Raw genomic sequence first — 17,122 nt, forward strand, 5'->3', positions numbered from 1 at the left:
ATCCTGTAGAGTTACAAAGAGTTCCTGATAGAGCGCTTTCGAAATAAGAAAGCAACTGAGTGAATACTTAAAGGTTAACAGTAGAAACTGGAAATACATTCCTGTCGGACTGTTCATGTTCGTTCAAGTGAATCTCCCCGTTCTTGATTTTTTGTTACGACTCATGCTGAGGGAAGGTTGCAAGCGACCGAGGCGTGGCACGCGTTAACTATTTGCGTTCAATGCGTTCTCTCTCGGATCGATCAATCGGCAGCGTGACGGCACTTCCGCACGCTCGGACGAAGAGAAGGTGGGGAATATGCGACAGGACGATCTTTCGATGACGCAGGCGGCGGCTGGCCAGGACATGCAGGCGCTTCCCGAAAATGCGGTACGCGTGGCACCGGGCCCTGGCGGCACGGTCGTGCTTCCTGCCGGCGTGGAGCTTGACGACATCACGGTCGTCGGTCGCGATCTCGTCATCCTGCTGCCCGACGGCACCTACATGATCGTCGAGGGCGGCGCCCTGTTCGTTCCTACCCTGGTCATCGGCGGCGTGGAGGTTCCCCCCACCAACCTCGCAGCGCTGCTGATCAACGATGAAGACGACGTACGCCCCGCAGCCGGCGACACGCCCTCGAGCGGCGGCAATTTTGCCGTCGTCGTTCCGGGCCTCGGACCGGCGGCACCGCTTGGCGACCTGCTGCCGCCGACCGCGCTCGACTATGCGCCGCCGACCTTCGAGGATCCCGGCTATTTCCTCGACGGCGAACCCGACGTCGTCATCGATACGCCCGAAGAGCCGGTTCCGGTGCCCAATGCCGGCACCGTCGTCGACGAGGGCGGGCTTCCGCCGCGCGGCGACAAGCCCGGCGGTTCGCACCAGTCGGACGATAGCGAAACCACGAGCGGCGAAATCATCGTCGACTCGCCCGACAGCCCCAATCCCATCACCGACGTGACGATCAATGGCGTTCCCGTGACGGGTGAAGTGGGGCAGCAGATCCCCGGCCAGTACGGCACGCTCGTCGTCATCGGCTTCGAGGACGGGGTGATCCGCTACACCTACACCCTCAACGACAATGTCGGGCAGGACGTGAGCGAAGTGTTCGTGATCGTCGTGACCGACCCCGACGGCGATACCGCAACCGGCACGCTGACGATCGACATCGTCGATGACGCCCCGATCGCGGTCGACGATGTGGTCACGCTGGCCGCCGGCGACGCCGATGCCGACGGCAACGTGCTGACGGGTGAAGGCTCCGACGCCGGTAGCGCGAGCGGCGATACGTACGGCGCCGACGGGTTCGGCGAATGGGGCATCATCGATGCGAACGGCAATGCGATCGTCGCAGGCCCCGACGGGATCGTCATCCAGGGCACCTACGGGACACTGACCGCCGGCGCGAACGGCGAATGGAGCTATGTCCGCAACGCCGACATTGATGGCACCGTCACCGACGTCTTCACCTACTTCCTGCGCGACGGCGACGGCAGCCAGAGCGAGGCGACGCTGACGCTCGTCTCGACCGACACCAGCCCGACGCTCACGCTCCCGCAGCCCGGCAGCGCCGATGCCGGGACGCTGGTCGACGAAGCGGGACTTCCCGCGCGCGACGGCGAAAGTGCCGGCTCCGAGGCGGCGTCGGACAGCGAGACGACGTCGGGCACAATCCGTTATACCGACGGCGACGGTGTGACCTCCGTCTCGATCGACGGAACCGCCGTGACCTCCGTCGGCCAGACCTTCGCGTCCGCCGACGGCAAGGGCGTCCTTACAATCACGTCGATCGCCGGCGGCGCGATCGGCTACAGCTTCACGCTGCTCGACAACACGTCGGGCGATGCCACCTCGGTCGGCTATGCGATCGTCGTGACCGACAGCGACGGCGATACGGTGTCCGGAAACCTCGTCATCGACATCGTCGACGACATGCCGACCGCCAATGACGATATCGTGCTCGGCGCGGACGTCGCCGAGAACCAGCCGATCACGGTCGATGTGCTCGCCAACGATGTTCCGGGTGCGGACGGTGTCGCCGACGGCGACATCGCCTATGTTGACGGGTCGCTGACCGGTTCGGGCATCGTCACCTACAATGGCGACGGCAGCTTCACCTACACGCCCGGCGCGGGCGAAAGCGGCACGATCAGCTTCCAGTACCGCATCACCGACGGCGACGGCGACAGCGACGTCGCGACGGTCACGATCCCGCTCGGCACCGACAGCGTGCCGACGATCAGCCTTTCGGGCGACACGATCGTCGACGAGGCGGGTCTCGAGGGCCCGCCCGCCGGCTCCGACGCGGCCAGCGACAGCGAGTTCGCGAGCGGCACCATCAGCCTGGGTTCGGGCAACGACACGATCGCCAGCCTTGTCATCAACGGCGTCGACGTCACCAACGGCGGTACCGTCACCGGTGCCTCGGGGACGCTGACCGTCACCGGCAATCCGACCGCGGGCTACAGCTACAGCTACGAGCTGACCGACACTACGTTCGACGGCGAAGGCCCCGAAACCGACGACTTCACGCTCGTCGCGACCGACAGCGATGGTGATGTGGTCGACGCCGACCTCGTCATCACGATCGTCGACGACCTGCCGACCGCCAATGACGATATCGTGCTCGGCGCGGACGTCGTCGAAGGCCAGCCGATCACGGTCGACGTGTTTTCCAACGACGTTCCGGGTGCGGACGGTGTCGCCGACGGCGACATCGCCTATGTCGATGGGTCGCTGACCGGTTCGGGCATCGTCACCTACAATGGCGACGGCAGCTTCACCTACACGCCCGGCGCGGGCGAAAGCGGCACGATCAGCTTCCAGTATCGCATCACCGATGGCGACGGCGACAGCGACGTCGCGACGGTCACGATCCCGCTCGGCACCGACAGCGTGCCGACGATCAGCCTTTCGGGCGACACGATCGTCGACGAGGCGGGTCTCGAGGGCCCGCCCGCCGGCTCCGACGCGGGCAGCGACAGCGAGTTCGCGACCGGCACCATCAGCCTGGGTTCGGGCAACGACACGATCGCCAGCCTCGTCATCAACGGCGTCGATGTCACCAACGGCGGTACCGTCACCGGTGCCTCGGGGACGCTGACCGTCACCGGCAATCCGGCCGCGGGCTACAGCTACAGCTACGAGCTGACCGACAATGTGTTCGACGGCGAAGGCCCCGAAACCGACGACTTCACGCTCGTCGCGACCGACAGCGATGGTGATGTGGTCGACGCCGACCTCGTCATCACGATCGTCGACGACCTGCCCACCGCCAATGACGATATCGTGCTCGGCGCTGAAGTCGTCGAAGGCCGGCCGATCGACGTCGACGTGTTTGCGAACGACGTGGAAGGCGCCGACGGCGTCGCGCTCGGCGACATCGCCTACGTTGATGGGTCGCTCAACGGCCGCGGCACCGTAGCCTACAACGGCGACGGCACCTTCACCTACACGCCCGGCGCGGGCGAGGAAGGCAGCATTTCCTTCCAGTATCGCATCACCGACAGCGATGGCGACAGCGACATTGCGACCGTCGTCATCCAGCTCGGCGATGACAGCATTCCCACCATCAGCCTTTCGGGCGACACGATCGTCGATGAAGCAGATCTCGACGGTCCGCCGGCAGGTGAGGCTCCCGGGACCAATGCCGCGGGCAATGGCGAGTTCGCGGCAGGCGTCATCAATGTCGGCACGGGTAACGACAGCGTCGGCAGCCTCGTCATCAATGGCGTGGACGTCACCAATGGCGGCACCGTCACCGGCGCCTCGGGCACGCTGACCGTCACCGGCAATCCGACCGCGGGCTACAGCTACAGCTACGAGTTGACCGATAACACCTTCGACGGCGCGGGTCCCGAGACCGACGACTTCTCGGTCGTCCTGACGGACAGCGACGGCGACGTCGCGCGCGACGATCTCGTCATCACCATTCTCGACGATGCGCCCGATGCGATCGACGATTACGTCGCCAACACCGCCCTCGAGGAAGGCGAAGCGGTCGACATCGACGTCTTCGCCAACGATGTGCAAGGCGCGGACGGCGTCGCGCTTGGCGATATCGCCTATGTCGATGGGTCGCTAAGCGGCACGGGTTCGGTCCAATATAACGGCGACGGCACGTTCACCTACACGCCGGGCGCGAACGAGGAAGGCACGATCACCTTCCAGTACCGCATCACCGATGGTGACGGGGACAGCGATGTCGCGACCGTGACGATCGAGCTGGCGCGCGACAGCGAACCGCAGATCACGCTGGGCGGTGACACCACCGTCGATGAAGCGGGTCTCGACGGTCCGCCCATCAGCGATAGCCCCGCGCCGGGTTCGGCAGCGGGCGGCAACAGCGAGACGGCCGTTGGCACCATCGCGATCGACACCGGCTTCGACAGCCTGGCAAGCCTCGTCATCGATGGCGTGAACGTCACCAATGGCGGCGTCGTCATCGGCGAGCATGGCACACTGACGGTCACCGGAAATCCGTCGACCGGTTATAGCTATAGCTACGTGCTCACCGAAAATACCGCCGACGGCGCGGGCGCGGAGACGGATGTCTTCAATATCGTCGCGCGCGACAACGATGGCGACATTGCCGCCAGCGATCTCGTCATCACCATCGCCGATGACGTGCCCGATGCGCGTGACGACAGCGTAACCAATGCCGATCTCAACCCGGGCGAAACCGTCGACATCGACGTCTTCGCCAATGACATTCAGGGAGCCGACGGCGTCCCGCTCGGCAACATCGCCTACGTCGATGGGTCGCTGACCGGTGCGGGATCGGTCGACTATAACGGCGACGGCACCTTCACTTATACGCCGGGCGCGAACGAGGAAGGCACGATTACCTTCCAGTATCGCATCACCGACGGTGACGGCGACAGCGACGTGGCGACGGTCACGATCAATCTTACCCGCGACAGCGAGCCGATGCTTGTTCTCGGCGGTGAGACGCAGGTCGACGAAGCCGGTCTCGACGGCCCGCCCAACGGCGCGGCGCCGGGCTCGCAGGCGGCGAGCGATCTGGAATTCGCGGACGGCACCATCAGCGTCGATACCGGCACCGATACGGTTTCCAGCCTCGTCATCAATGGCGTGGACGTGACCAACGGGGGCGTCGTCGATAGCGACGTCGGGACGCTGACCGTGTCCGGCAATCCGACCGACGGTTACACCTATCGCTACGAACTGAAGACCAATGTCGAGGACATCGACCAAGGCGCGACGCCCGAAACCGATGTCTTCACGGTCGTCCTGACCGATAGCGACGATGACAGCACCAGTCAGGATCTCGTCATCTCGATCGTCGACGACGTGCCGGTGGCGCGAAACGATGTGGATTTCCTCGCTGCGTCCGAATTCGGTCCGCTCGTCGGCAACGTGATCGTCGACAATGACGGTGATGCCAATGTCGAGGGCGATACGGTCGGAGCGGATGGCGCGAGCGTGACCGCGATCGACAGCAACCAGACCGACAATGTCGCGACCACCGACGTCGACGGCAACCTGGTGATCCAGGGCGAGTATGGCGTGCTCACCATCGCGCCCGACGGCAGCTACAGCTATGTCCGCGACGCGGGGACGCCTGGCGACGTCGAGGATGTCTTCACCTACACCCTTACCGATGGCGACGGCGATGCGGACACCGCGACGCTGACGATCACCATTGGCAACGCCAAGCCGTTCCTCAACACGCCCGATGAAGGCGATGCGGGGACGCTGGTGGATGAAGCGGGCCTTCCGGCGCGTGGCGGCGAGCCTGCGGGCTCGGGCGAGGCGGCTGACGGCGACGACACCAACAACAGCGATCCGAGCGAAACCAGCTCGGTCGGCACGGTGACGTTCGGCGGCGGCGACGGCGACCTGTCGGTGGCGATCAACGGCGAGGCCGTAACCGGCGTCGGCCAGCAGATCGACGGCGACTATGGGTACATCACCATCCAGAGCTACGATCCGGCCAACGGCACGCTGACCTACACCTACACGCTGACCGACAACACTTCGGGCACCGACACGGTCGACACGTTCGACGTGGTGGTGACCGATGAAGACGGTAGCGTTGCGGAAGGCAGCTTCGACGTTGCGATCCTCGACGATGGCCCCGTGGCCAACGACGATTACGACATGGTCGCAGCGGGCCAGTTCGGTCCGATCAGCGGCAACGTGATCGTCGACAATGACGGCGATGCGCTGTCCGAAGGCGACCTCGTGGGCGCCGACGATGCGAGCGTTACGGCAGTGACCAGCGTCAACGAAGACGGCAACGTCGCCACCGACGTCGACGGCAACCTGGTGATCCAGGGCGAGTATGGCGTCCTCACGATCGCGCCCGACGGCAGCTACAGCTACACCCGCGATGCGGGCACGCCGGGCGGTGTGACCGACACGTTCAACTATGTCCTGACCGACGGCGACGGCACCACCGCCGAAGCCGACCTCGTCATCTCGATCGGCGATGATACGCCCACGCTTAACACGCCCGAGGAAGGCGATGCGGGGACGCTGGTGGACGAGGCGGGTCTTCCCGCGCGTGGCGGCGAGCCTGCGGGTTCGGGCGAGGCGGCTGACGGCGACGATACCAACAACAGCGATCCGAGCGAAACCAGCTCGGTCGGCACGGTGACGTTCGGCGGCGGCGACGGCGACCTGTCGGTGGCGATCAACGGCGAGGCCGTGACCGGCGTCGGCCAGCAGATCGACGGCGACTATGGCTACATCACCATCCAGAGCTACGATCCGGCCAACGGCACGCTGACCTACACCTACACGCTGACCGACAACACCTCGGGCACCGACACGGTCGACACGTTCGAGGTGGTGGTGACCGACGAGGACGGCAGCCTTGTGGAAGGCAGCTTCGACGTTGCGATCCTCGACGATGGCCCCGTGGCCAACGACGATTACGACATGGTCGCAGCGGGCCAGTTCGGCCCGATCAGCGGCAACGTGATCGTCGACAATGACGGCGATGCGCTGTCCGAAGGCGACCTCGTGGGCGCCGACGATGCGAGCGTTACGGCAGTGACCAGCGTCAACGAAGACGGCAACGTCGCCACCGACGTCGACGGCAACCTGGTGATCCAGGGCGAGTATGGCGTCCTCACGATCGCGCCCGACGGCAGCTACAGCTACACCCGCGATGCGGGCACGCCGGGCGGTGTGACCGACACGTTCAACTATGTCCTGACCGACGGCGACGGCACCACCGCCGAAGCCGACCTCGTCATCTCGATCGGCGATTCCGGCGTCACCGTCACCATTCCGGCGGCGGGCGGCGATACCACCACCGTCTACGAAGACGCGCTCGGCCCGCGTAACGGCGAACCTGCCGGCACCGACGAAGCGGGCGGCGGCACGAACGACGATCCGGGCGAAGTGGTCTCGGGCTCGATCGGTTTCACCGCGAAGGACGGGCTTGGCTCGATCAGCGTTGCGGGGACGACCATCGATCTCGACGGCACTTTCCCGCAACTCGTATCGCAGGATGCGCAGGGCGTGCTCGTCGTCACCGGGTACAGCTATGATCCGGAAACCGGTACGGGCACGCTCGGCTATCGCTACACCCTGCTCGACAATGCGCTCGTCGATGCCGAGAGCACCAACGTCAGCTTCGACGTGGTCGTGACCGACGCGGACGGCGACAGCAACGGCCCGAGCTCGCTCGTGATCACGATCGTCGACGATGCTCCCGAAGCGAACGACGACGGTAGCCAAGCCAATCCGATTGCGGTTGGCGAGGATGCGGCGACCCAGATCGATGCGTTCGCGAACGACCTGTTCGGTGCGGACGATGTGGATACGGTGAGCGACGTCAGCTTCAGCCAGCCGTCGAACGGAACCGTGACTTACGACAGCGCGACCGGACTGTTCACCTATACGCCGAACACCGGCTATTCGGGCCCCGACAGCTTCACCTATACGATCGAGGACGGGGATGGCGACGTCGACACGGCGACGGTCTATCTTGATGTGGCCGCCGACAGCCGCCCGGTCGCAGGCGCGGCGGGCGACCTGACGGTCGACGAGGACAGCCTTCCCGACGGCAATACCGACATCGGTCAGCTCGATCCGCGGGAAGTGGCGGAGACGTCGGTCACCACCGACCAGGTCACCGTCGATTTCGGTGGCGACGTCCCGGCCAATCCGACGGACAATTTCACTTTCCTCGCGGACGGGCTCAACGGCCAGCTGACCTCGGGCGGCGATCCGGTGACCTTCACCGTCAATAGTGCCGGCCAGCTCGTCGGCACCGCAGGCGGGGATCCGGTCATTCTCATCCAACTGACGGGAGCGACGGTTTCGGGCAGCAATGTCACCTATACCTACAGCGTCACGCTGCAGGGGCCGATCGATCACGACTTCGGCGACCAGACCGAAGGGCTCGAGTTTCTCTCGGGCGTGCAGTTCCAGGTCACCGACAGCGATGGCGACATGCTGACCGACGGCAGCGGCAATCCGGCGCCGGGTTCGTTTGACGTGGAAATCCGCGACGACGTGCCGCAGGCGTTCACGCCGACCGCTGCAGAAATAACGAACGCGGCTGGACCCGAAAGCAGTCCGATCGCCCTCAACTTCGGTGGCAGCGCGGGTGCGGATGGTATCGGGGATATCGTCTTCGATGTCGCCGATGGCACCTTGTTGAAGGATGACGCCGGCAACCAGCTGAAGCTCAACGGCGACGATCTTCGCCTTTACAATACGGTCAGCATTGACGGCGATCCGCAGCTCGTGGCGCGTACCGATGACGGTGAGATCGGTTTCTACATCACGCTCGATCCGGAAACGGACTCGTACACGATCGATGTCGAAAATCCGATCTTCAACATCTCGCAGACGAGCTTCAAGGACGTGTCCGGCGTCGGCGGCGGCAACGTGGGCGCCAAGGCGCTTGGCACCGATACCGCGCAGCCGCAGGATATCCTGATCTTCGGCTCGAGCGGTGGTAGCGGCCAGAATACGGTCAACACCAACAACAGCGAGATCGGCATCGGATCGGGCAACAACGTCAACGACACCGACGTCATCCGCTTCGAGCTGCAGAGCAACATCGTGCCTCCGGCCAACAGCGGTGACCCGTTCACGAGCGATGGCTTCTACGACGTGCAAACCTACGATCAGAAGATCGAGTTCGTGCAGGGCGGCGGAACGACCGGCTTCACCATCTCGATCTACGACGACAGCAACCCGAACAACCGTGTCTTGAATGATGGCACGGCGACGAGCGATGTGACGGTTTACGTCTACGACGGCGACCCCGCACTTTCCTCGAGCAACATCGTGGCGACCTTCACGAACAATGGTGGCAACAGCATTGCGGTGACGGGCGTGACGGCGGGCCAGTGGATCCGGGTGGAATCGAGCGACGACTTCAATGCCGTTCAATATTCGAACCAGACAGGCCGTCCCTTCAAGCTCGGGGCGATCAACATCGAATCCGCCAATACGCTCGAGGAGTTCGACTTCTCGATCCCGATCAAGGGCGTCGATGGCGATGGCGACGAAGTCGATGCGACCATCGACGTCACCTTGACGCCGTCGAGCACGGCCGGCGCCGCTAACGACAACCTGCTGATGGCGGAAGTCGAGATGCAGCAGTCGCTGATGATGGCGTCGGCGATGGCGATCGGCTTCGGGTTCGCGATGCACGACATGGCTGCCTTCGCGATCGGCTCGGAAAGCGGGTTCGACAGCTTTGCGGGCATGATCGATCTTGGCGGCAACCAAGGCTTCGCGCTCGAGCCGGTGCGGATCGACGCGTTGCGGATGGACGAGGGTTCGCTGCTCGACGGCAACGCCGTGGTGAGCGTGGACCCGGCCCTCTCCTCGCACATGGTCGAGAAGGTGTCGTTCGATGCCGATCTCGCCGACCATGCCGCGGCGGCACCGGAAGCGGCGCCCTACCAGGCGGCGAGCGAAGCGGTCGCGGCAGCGCCGATGCCCGACTTCGGCGGCGACATCGCCATGCCGGGCGCCGAGGCGCTCGCGATGATGGCGGCGGCGAACCAGGGCTCGGTCGACCTCTCCAAGATCGGTGCCGATGCGCTCGTCGCATTGCCCGAAGGCAATATCGTCGAAGCCGCGCTCGATGCGTTGGGCGGCGATGCGATGGACGCGGTCGCGGTGATCCAGCCGGCTAACGATGTCGTGCCCTTCTGGGACAGCGGCATGCAGGGTGGCTTTACCGCAGATATGGCCGTGAATATGTCGGCCGAAGCCATGATGCTTCAGCCCGATGCCGCCCATCCGATGATGAACGGCTGACGATAACGAGGACGGGGTGGGGCGCTTTTGGTGGACGAAGGCGCCCTGCCGACATTTTGAGAGACCAGAAAAAGGGGCATCACGATGAAGAAGCAGATGATGGCGTTGTTTACGGGTGTGGCGGGCGTGATCGGCGCTGCGGCACCCGCGCAGGCGCAGGAACTGCGCGAAGCGATCGGCTACGCGCTCGAAACCAACCCGGAAATCCTCCAGGCCTACTACAATCGTGAGGCCACCCAGTTCGAGCGCAAGCAGGCCGAGGGGCTCTATCTGCCGCGTGTGTCGGTCGAAGCCTCGGGCGGCATCCGCGAGTTGCGCAACCCCACCCGTCGCTCGCTCGGCATCGCCAGCGACACGCTGTATCCGCTCGAAGTCAGCGGCGTGATCGACCAGCTTCTGTTCGACGGCGGCGCACGCGCTGCCGAAGTCGAGTATCAGGCCGCCCGCACCGATGCCGCCGCCGCGCGGATCGAGGAGCGGAGCGAGTTCATCGCGCTGAACATCAGCCGCGCCTACATCGATTATATCCTGCAGCAGCGCCTCGTCGCGATCGCGCAGGACAATGCGACCTTCCATTCGGGTCTCGCGAGCGACCTCCAGGTCGGCGTCGATCAGGGTTCGATCTCGGTCGCCGATCTCCAGCAGGCGCAGGAGCGGCTCCAGTCCGCCGAAGCGCGGGTCGTGGAAGCGCAGGAAGAGCTGGACGTCGCGGCCTTCACCTTCGAACGGCTCGCCGGCATTCCCATCACCAACGTCACCATGCCGCCCGACCTTTCGGCATCGCTCCCCGACACGCTCGGCATGGCGATCGAGATGGCGCGCGACAACAATCCGCGCGTCGAGGAAGCCGAGGCCGATCTCATCGCGGCGCGCCAGCTCATCCGCAAGGCCAAGGGCGAGATGGGCCCGAGCGTCAACCTCGAGGGCCGCGCGCGCTACGGCGACGACATCGACGGGTTCGCGGGCGTGACCGAGGACTATCAGGCGCGGGCCGTCGCCCGCTGGACGATCTTCAACGGCGCCGCCAACGTCAACAATATCCGCGAGCAGCGCGCCCGCGCCGACGAGGCCCACGCGCGCCTGTTCGAAATGCAGCGCAATGCGGTGGAGAACACCCAGTCGAGCTGGTCGCGTCTGTCGAACCAGGGCCGTCTCGTCGAGGAACTGCGCCAGCAGAGCTCGATCTCGGACGACCTGCTCCTGTCCTACCGCGAGCAGTTCAACGTCGGTCGTCGCTCGCTGCTCGACGTGCTCGACGCGCAGAACACGCGCTACAACGTGCAGGCGCAGCTCGAAACCGCGCAGCTGGCCCAGCTCTATGCGCAGTATCGCGTCCTCGCGTCGATCAACCGCCTCGTCGAGGCGATGGGCCTGCCGATGGCGCAGGACGCCTATATGCGCGAGTATCGCGGCATCCGCATCAATCCGCTCGACCCGGCCGACCGCGGCGAGGACAGCCTCGCCAAGCCGGTCATGGGCCCGCCCGCCGAGCGGATGTAGCAATGACGAGGACGGGGTATGAGTTTTAGCAACTGGCTCGCGGGCGAGAGTTCGCACACGCTCGACCCCGTCCTCGACGCGCTTTCCTATCTGGCGCGTACGCACGATCGGCCTTCCTCGCCGACGCAGCTGCGCGCGGGGCTTGCCCTCGACGAACAGGGGCTGCTGCCCTTTCACCAGATCGAGCCCGCGCTCGAACAGGCGGGCATGCGCGGCACCGCGCTTGCCAAACCGCTGCACAAGATTCGTGATCGGGAATTACCCGCCATCCTCGAACTCGAGGGACAGCGCGCGGCCGTTCTGATCGAGATCGAGGGGCAGCAGGCGCTCGTCTATGCTCCCGGTATCGAGGAGCCGATGTGGATCGAGCGCTCGGAGATCGAGGACGTCTTCACCGGGCAGGCGGTGCATGTCGAACCCGATCCGACCGCCGAGCGCGCGGGGGAACGACCGTTCGATGCGCTCAAGCGTCGCCACTGGTTCTGGTCCGAAGTGTGGCGCGCGCGGGCGCAGTTCCGCCCCGTCCTTCTGGCTGCGCTGGTCATCAACCTGCTGGCGCTGGCGGTGCCGCTGTTCACGATGAACGTCTACGACCGGGTCATTCCCAACGAGGCGGTCAGCACCTTGTGGGTCCTCGTCATCGGCGTCCTCGTGGCGCTCGGCTTCGACTATATGCTGCGCCTCGCCCGTTCCCGACTGGTCGACGAGATCGGTCGCAAGCTGGACGAGCGATACTCGCAGCGCATCTTCGAGAAGGTCATGAACCTGCCGCTCGCGCAGCGCCAGGGTTCGACCGGAGCGCTTGCCAAGCGGGTCAGCGAATATGAGCATGTGCGCGACTTCTTCGCCTCCACCAGCGTGGTGCTGCTCGTCGACATCGGTTTCATGGTGATCTTCCTCGCCTTCATCGCGGTGCTCGCGGGCTGGCTGGTATTCGTGCCGATCACGCTCATCGCCTTCATGCTGGTGGTGGGCTGGTCGCTGCAGAAAGCGATGGGCTCGACCGCGGTCGACGCGCAGGCCGACGCTTCGCTCCAGCATAGCGTCCTGATCGAGGCGATTTCGGGCGCGGAGACGCTCAAGTCGGCGCGCGCCGAGGGACAGATGCTCGGGCGCTGGCGCCGTTTCGCCGGAATGTCGGCCACGACGCAGGAGCGGATGCGCCGCTATACGGCGGTGGCGGTCAATCTCGCGGCGATCGCGCAGCAGATGATGAGCATCGGGCTGATCATCGGCGGTTTCTATCTTTTTCATATGGGCGAGATCACGATGGGTGCGATCATCGCGATCGTCATGATCGCGGGGCGTGCGATGGCGCCGGTCGGTCAGTTCGCCTTGCTGATGACACGCGCCAAACAGGCGGGTGCGACCATGACCAGTCTCCAGACGCTGATGGAATTGCCCGACGAGCGCGGAAAGGGCGGCTCGATGTCGCCCGAAATCCGCGAGGGCGCGGTGGCGCTCGACCGTGTGCATTTCCGCTATCCCGGCGCTTCGGTCGACAGTCTGGCGGACGTGTCGCTCGCCATCCGTCCGGGCGAGAAGATCGGCATCATCGGCCGTGTCGCCTCGGGCAAGTCGACGCTCGGCCGACTGCTGTGCGGGCTCTACGCGCCGACCGAGGGCACCATGACGGTCGATGGGCTCGACAGTCGGCAATATCATCCGCACCAACTGCGCGAAGCGTTCCGGTTCGTCGGACAGGACGCCGATCTCTTCTCGGGTACGGTGCGCGACAATTTGCGTCTCGGAGGGCCGCGCGCCAGCGACGATGACCTGATCGAAGCGGTCAAGCGGTCGGGAGCCGACATCTTCCTCAGCCAGGGCGCCTCCGGGTTCGATCTCGACGTCGGCGAACGCGGCGCGCGGCTTTCGGGCGGGCAGCGCTCGCTGCTCGTTCTCGCCCGCGCGCTGGTGAGTCCCTCGAAACTGCTGTTTCTCGACGAGCCGACGGGCGCCATGGATACGCAGACCGAGCGATATTTCATCGACAAGCTACGGGCTGCGATTACGCCCGAACAGACGCTCGTCGTCTCTACTCATCGCCACCAGATGCTTTCCATCGTCGACCGGCTGCTGGTCATCGACAAGGGGCGGATCGTCGCCGACGGGCCGCGCGATGCCGTTCTCAAGCAGTTGACCGACGCCGCGGCCAAACCGCGCGGGGAAGGAGTGGTCTGATGCCCAAATCGATGATCCAGCGGCTGCTTGTCGGCCTTGCCCTCCTTCTCCCGATCCTAGGTCTCTCGATCGGCTGGTCGCAGCTCGAGCGGCCCGGCGAGGCCGAGGCGTCCGAAGCGCAGATCGTTACCCCGCCGTCCGCGATGGTCGTCGAGGCGGCCTTGGGCGAAGACGTCGCCGATCTGACGGCGGCGGGCGACGACGCCTTCCTCATCAACGCGTCGTTGCCGTTCGAAGGCGGTCCCAATCCCGCCGCGCGTGCCTTCAACGCCGGTCCGGACGCCTTCGCGCGCGCGCACCTGTGCCTGACGCAGGCGATCTATTACGAAGCGGGCTTCGAACCCGTCGAGGGACGCCGCGCCGTCGCGCAGGTCGTGCTCAACCGCGTCAAGCATCCCGCTTTCCCGGCCTCGGTATGCGGGGTCGTCTACGAGGGTGCGAAAAAGCCGGTGTGCCAGTTCAGCTTTACCTGCGACGGCTCGCTCGACCGCCGTCCGGCAGCCGCGGCCTGGGCGAGCGCCAAGGCGATCGCCGCCGAGGCGCTGCAGGGCCGGGTCGAACCGTCCGTGGGCATGGCCACGCATTATCACGCCGACTATGTCGCGCCGCGCTGGGCGCCCATGCTCGCCAAGATCCACAAGGTGGGTGCGCACATCTTCTATCGCTGGCCGGGACAGTGGGGCCGCCCCGGCGCTTTTACCGAACGCTATGTGGGCGAGCCCGTCGCGATCGCAGCGCTCCAGCGCACGGCACCGCCGGTCGATACCATCGAGGAACTGGATGCGCCGGTCGAGATCGCGGAGGCCGAACCCTTCCCGACCCGCGCGGTCGATCCGACCATCCATCGCGCCGAGAACGATGTCGGCGGCCTCATCGACGTGAGCAAGGAATGGCGCCCAACGCTACCCGATCCGACCCGCGGCCCGAGCGCCGCGGCGCGGGTCGCGGCGACGCAGCAGGGCGCCGTCGAGGTCGCTGCGAAGACGCCCTCGACACCGCAGGGAGCGCTGTAAGCCATGAATGCCTTTTCCTTCATCTCGCGCGACGAAAACCGGTCGCGGCGGCGCCCGCCAAGCGCGGCGCGCACGATCATTCTGCTGATCACGGGCGCCTTCGCAGCCTTCCTCATCTGGGCGGGGCTGATCGCCGAGGTCGATGAAGTGACGCGGGGACCCGGGCAGGTCATCCCCTCCAGCAAGGTGCAGCTTATCCAGGCGTCCGAACCCGCGGTGGTCGAGGAACTGCTCGTCCGCTCGGGCGAACGGGTCGCGGCGGGGCAGTTGCTGGCCCGTCTCGACGACACGCAGAGCGCGTCGGAACTCGGCGAGATCGCTGCCGAAACCCGCAGCCTGCAGCAGCGCGAGGCACGCCTTCGTGCCGAGGGGACCGGCGGCTCGCTTTCGTGCGAAGGGGGCGACTGCGGCGTCGAGGGCGCGGTCATCGCGGCACGGCGCTCGGCGTTGAGCAGCCGCGTGTCGGCACTGAATGCGCAGGCCCGCCAGGCGCAGGCGGACGCGCAGGAAGCCAGCGCGACCATCGACAGCCTTACTTCCTCGCTGCGCCTCGCGCGCGAAAATGTCAGCCGGCTCGAACCGCTCGCCGCGCGCAATATCGTGCCGCAGACCGACCTATCCGACGCACGCCGCGAGGTGATCGATCTGGAAGGCCGCATCAATGGAGCACGCGAACAGCGTAGCCGCGCACAGGCAGCGGTCGCCGAAGCCAATGCACAGGCCGCCGAGGCGCGCGCCGACTTTCGCCAGCAGGCTCTGAACGAACGCAGCGAAGTCGCGGGCCGTCTTGCGGTCAATCGCGAACGTTCGCGGGGTGCCGAAGGCCGCGTGGCGCGCAACGAGCTTCGATCGCCCGTCGAAGGCGTGGTCAACAATCTTGCGGTCACCACCATCGGCGGTTTCGTCCAGGCGGGCGAGAGCGTGATGGAAGTGGTCCCCGTGGGCGACAAGTTGCTGGTCGAAACGCGCGTGCGCCCGTCCGACATCGCCTTCGTGGCGGTGGGGGACGATGCGATCGTCACCGTCACGGCCTATGATTTCTCGATCTACGGCGGGCTCAAGGGCAAGGTCGTCGAGGTGAGCGCCGATTCGATCTACGACGAGGTCGAGCGCGAAGCCTATTTCAACGTGATCGTGGAAACCGAGCGGGCCTATCTGACCGCGGGCTCGACGCGGCTTCCGATCACGCCCGGGATGATGACGGACACGCAGATCATCACGGGGCGCAAGAGCGTTCTCGCTTACCTGATGAAGCCCTTGAACAAGGCGCGCTCGGAAGCGCTGCGCGAGCGCTAGAGGCTGGCGACCGCGCGGGTGAAGAGCGGCGCGACGTCGGGCGTCGAGGAATTTGCGTATCCATGCGTCCAGGCCTTGCCGGCCGCATAGGTGAACACCGGCTTGTAGTCGGCGATGGCATCGGAATCGAGGATTCGGTCCGTGCCGTTGTCGAGCACGAGAAAGCGGCCCTCGTGGCGCACGACCAGCACCGCATGATCCTGGCGACGGACGAGATCCTTGAGAATGACGAAGTAGAGATCGTCATCGGCAAAGCCCGCCGCGCGTAGAAGCTGAAGCTTGGCGATCGCATAATCCTCGCAATCGCCCTGGCCGCGGCGCAGCGTCTCGGCGGCAGCGCTCCAACGGTCTTCGCGACCGTGCGCCCGTGCATCGCTGACGAAATCGACCTTGGCGTTCACATAGGCGTTGGCCGCCTCGATCGCATCGCCACGCGTCATCGAGGCCAAGCTGTTCACGACTGCACCCCGAGCACCGAGACTGGGCCGTGCGGTGACGAAGGCAAGGCGGGAATCGAAAGGCGTCTTCGAGACACCGAGCGCGACGGATCCGAAAATGTCGGGCCGCGAGGCATGGGCGGCGCGAAGCTGCGGGCGCAGCGTCTCACGAGCGAGCGTCTCGGGCTTGAAGGCTGCTGCCGTCGCGTAGAGCGGCGCGCCCATCATGGGCACCGCCATTGCGCGCGGAGCAGCCAGCGAAACTCCGGCCTGTTGCGCGCGGATCGCGTCCAGCGCCGAACCGCTGCCTGCGGTCGGAGTCCCCGCGAACAGGGCAAGCGCGGGTGCCTTCTGATCGTTATCGACCTCGGTCGCCAGCGCCGGTGTGGCGGCGAGGAGGCTGGCTCCAAGCAGGCAGGCGAAGCGGGCAGGTCGATTCCACATGACCCCGCTTG

General features: G+C 65.6%; 6 protein-coding genes. 5 read left to right on the forward strand and 1 reads right to left on the reverse strand.

What is annotated here, in order from left to right; genetic code table 11:
* Positions 1-298 precede the first annotated feature (298 nt).
* The 5 genes from WJS89_RS09085 to WJS89_RS09105 all read left to right on the forward strand — a co-directional run bounded on the left by WJS89_RS09085 (position 299) and on the right by WJS89_RS09105 (position 16,230).
* Positions 299-10,240 carry an Ig-like domain-containing protein gene (locus tag WJS89_RS09085; protein WP_346340619.1) on the forward strand — a complete coding sequence of 3,314 codons (9,942 nt, stop codon included), beginning with the start codon at positions 299-301 and terminating at the stop codon, positions 10,238-10,240.
* A gap of 84 nt (positions 10,241-10,324) precedes the next feature.
* A complete protein-coding gene (locus tag WJS89_RS09090) occupies positions 10,325-11,740 on the forward strand; it encodes a TolC family protein (RefSeq protein ID WP_346340620.1) in 1,416 nt (471 codons plus the stop codon).
* Positions 11,741-11,758: 18 nt separating this feature from the next.
* Positions 11,759-13,921 carry a type I secretion system permease/ATPase gene (locus WJS89_RS09095; protein WP_346340621.1) on the forward strand — a complete coding sequence of 721 codons (2,163 nt, stop codon included), beginning with the start codon at positions 11,759-11,761 and terminating at the stop codon, positions 13,919-13,921.
* Complete coding sequence (locus WJS89_RS09100; protein WP_346340622.1) at positions 13,921-14,934, forward strand: cell wall hydrolase; 1,014 nt, start codon at positions 13,921-13,923, stop codon at positions 14,932-14,934. The genes WJS89_RS09095 and WJS89_RS09100 overlap by 1 nt, the downstream gene beginning before the upstream one ends.
* A 3-nt stretch (positions 14,935-14,937) precedes the next feature.
* Positions 14,938-16,230 (forward strand): HlyD family type I secretion periplasmic adaptor subunit, encoded by a 1,293-nt coding sequence (locus tag WJS89_RS09105; protein ID WP_346340623.1) that lies wholly within the window; start codon positions 14,938-14,940, stop codon positions 16,228-16,230.
* On the opposite strand, the gene WJS89_RS09110 is transcribed toward WJS89_RS09105, so the two are convergent.
* Entirely contained in the window at positions 16,227-17,111 is an 885-nt protein-coding gene (locus WJS89_RS09110) for a transglutaminase-like cysteine peptidase (RefSeq protein WP_346340624.1), read from the reverse strand. The genes WJS89_RS09105 and WJS89_RS09110 overlap by 4 nt on opposite strands.
* Positions 17,112-17,122 lie beyond the last annotated feature (11 nt).

The organism is Sphingomicrobium aquimarinum (assembly GCF_039655735.1).
Classification (GTDB): Bacteria; Pseudomonadota; Alphaproteobacteria; order Sphingomonadales; family Sphingomonadaceae; genus Sphingomicrobium; species Sphingomicrobium aquimarinum.

What these genes read in the sequence shown, in the direction of transcription:
- WJS89_RS09090 (WP_346340620.1), top strand. Translation starts at nt 10,325, where the DNA reads ATGAAGAAGCAGATGATGGCGTTGTTTACGGGTGTGGCGGGCGTGATC.
- WJS89_RS09110 (WP_346340624.1), bottom strand. Translation starts at nt 17,111, where the DNA reads ATGTGGAATCGACCTGCCCGCTTCGCCTGCCTGCTTGGAGCCAGCCTC.
- WJS89_RS09105 (WP_346340623.1), top strand. Translation starts at nt 14,938, where the DNA reads ATGAATGCCTTTTCCTTCATCTCGCGCGACGAAAACCGGTCGCGGCGG.
- WJS89_RS09100 (WP_346340622.1), top strand. Translation starts at nt 13,921, where the DNA reads ATGCCCAAATCGATGATCCAGCGGCTGCTTGTCGGCCTTGCCCTCCTT.
- WJS89_RS09085 (WP_346340619.1), top strand. Translation starts at nt 299, where the DNA reads ATGCGACAGGACGATCTTTCGATGACGCAGGCGGCGGCTGGCCAGGAC.
- WJS89_RS09095 (WP_346340621.1), top strand. Translation starts at nt 11,759, where the DNA reads ATGAGTTTTAGCAACTGGCTCGCGGGCGAGAGTTCGCACACGCTCGAC.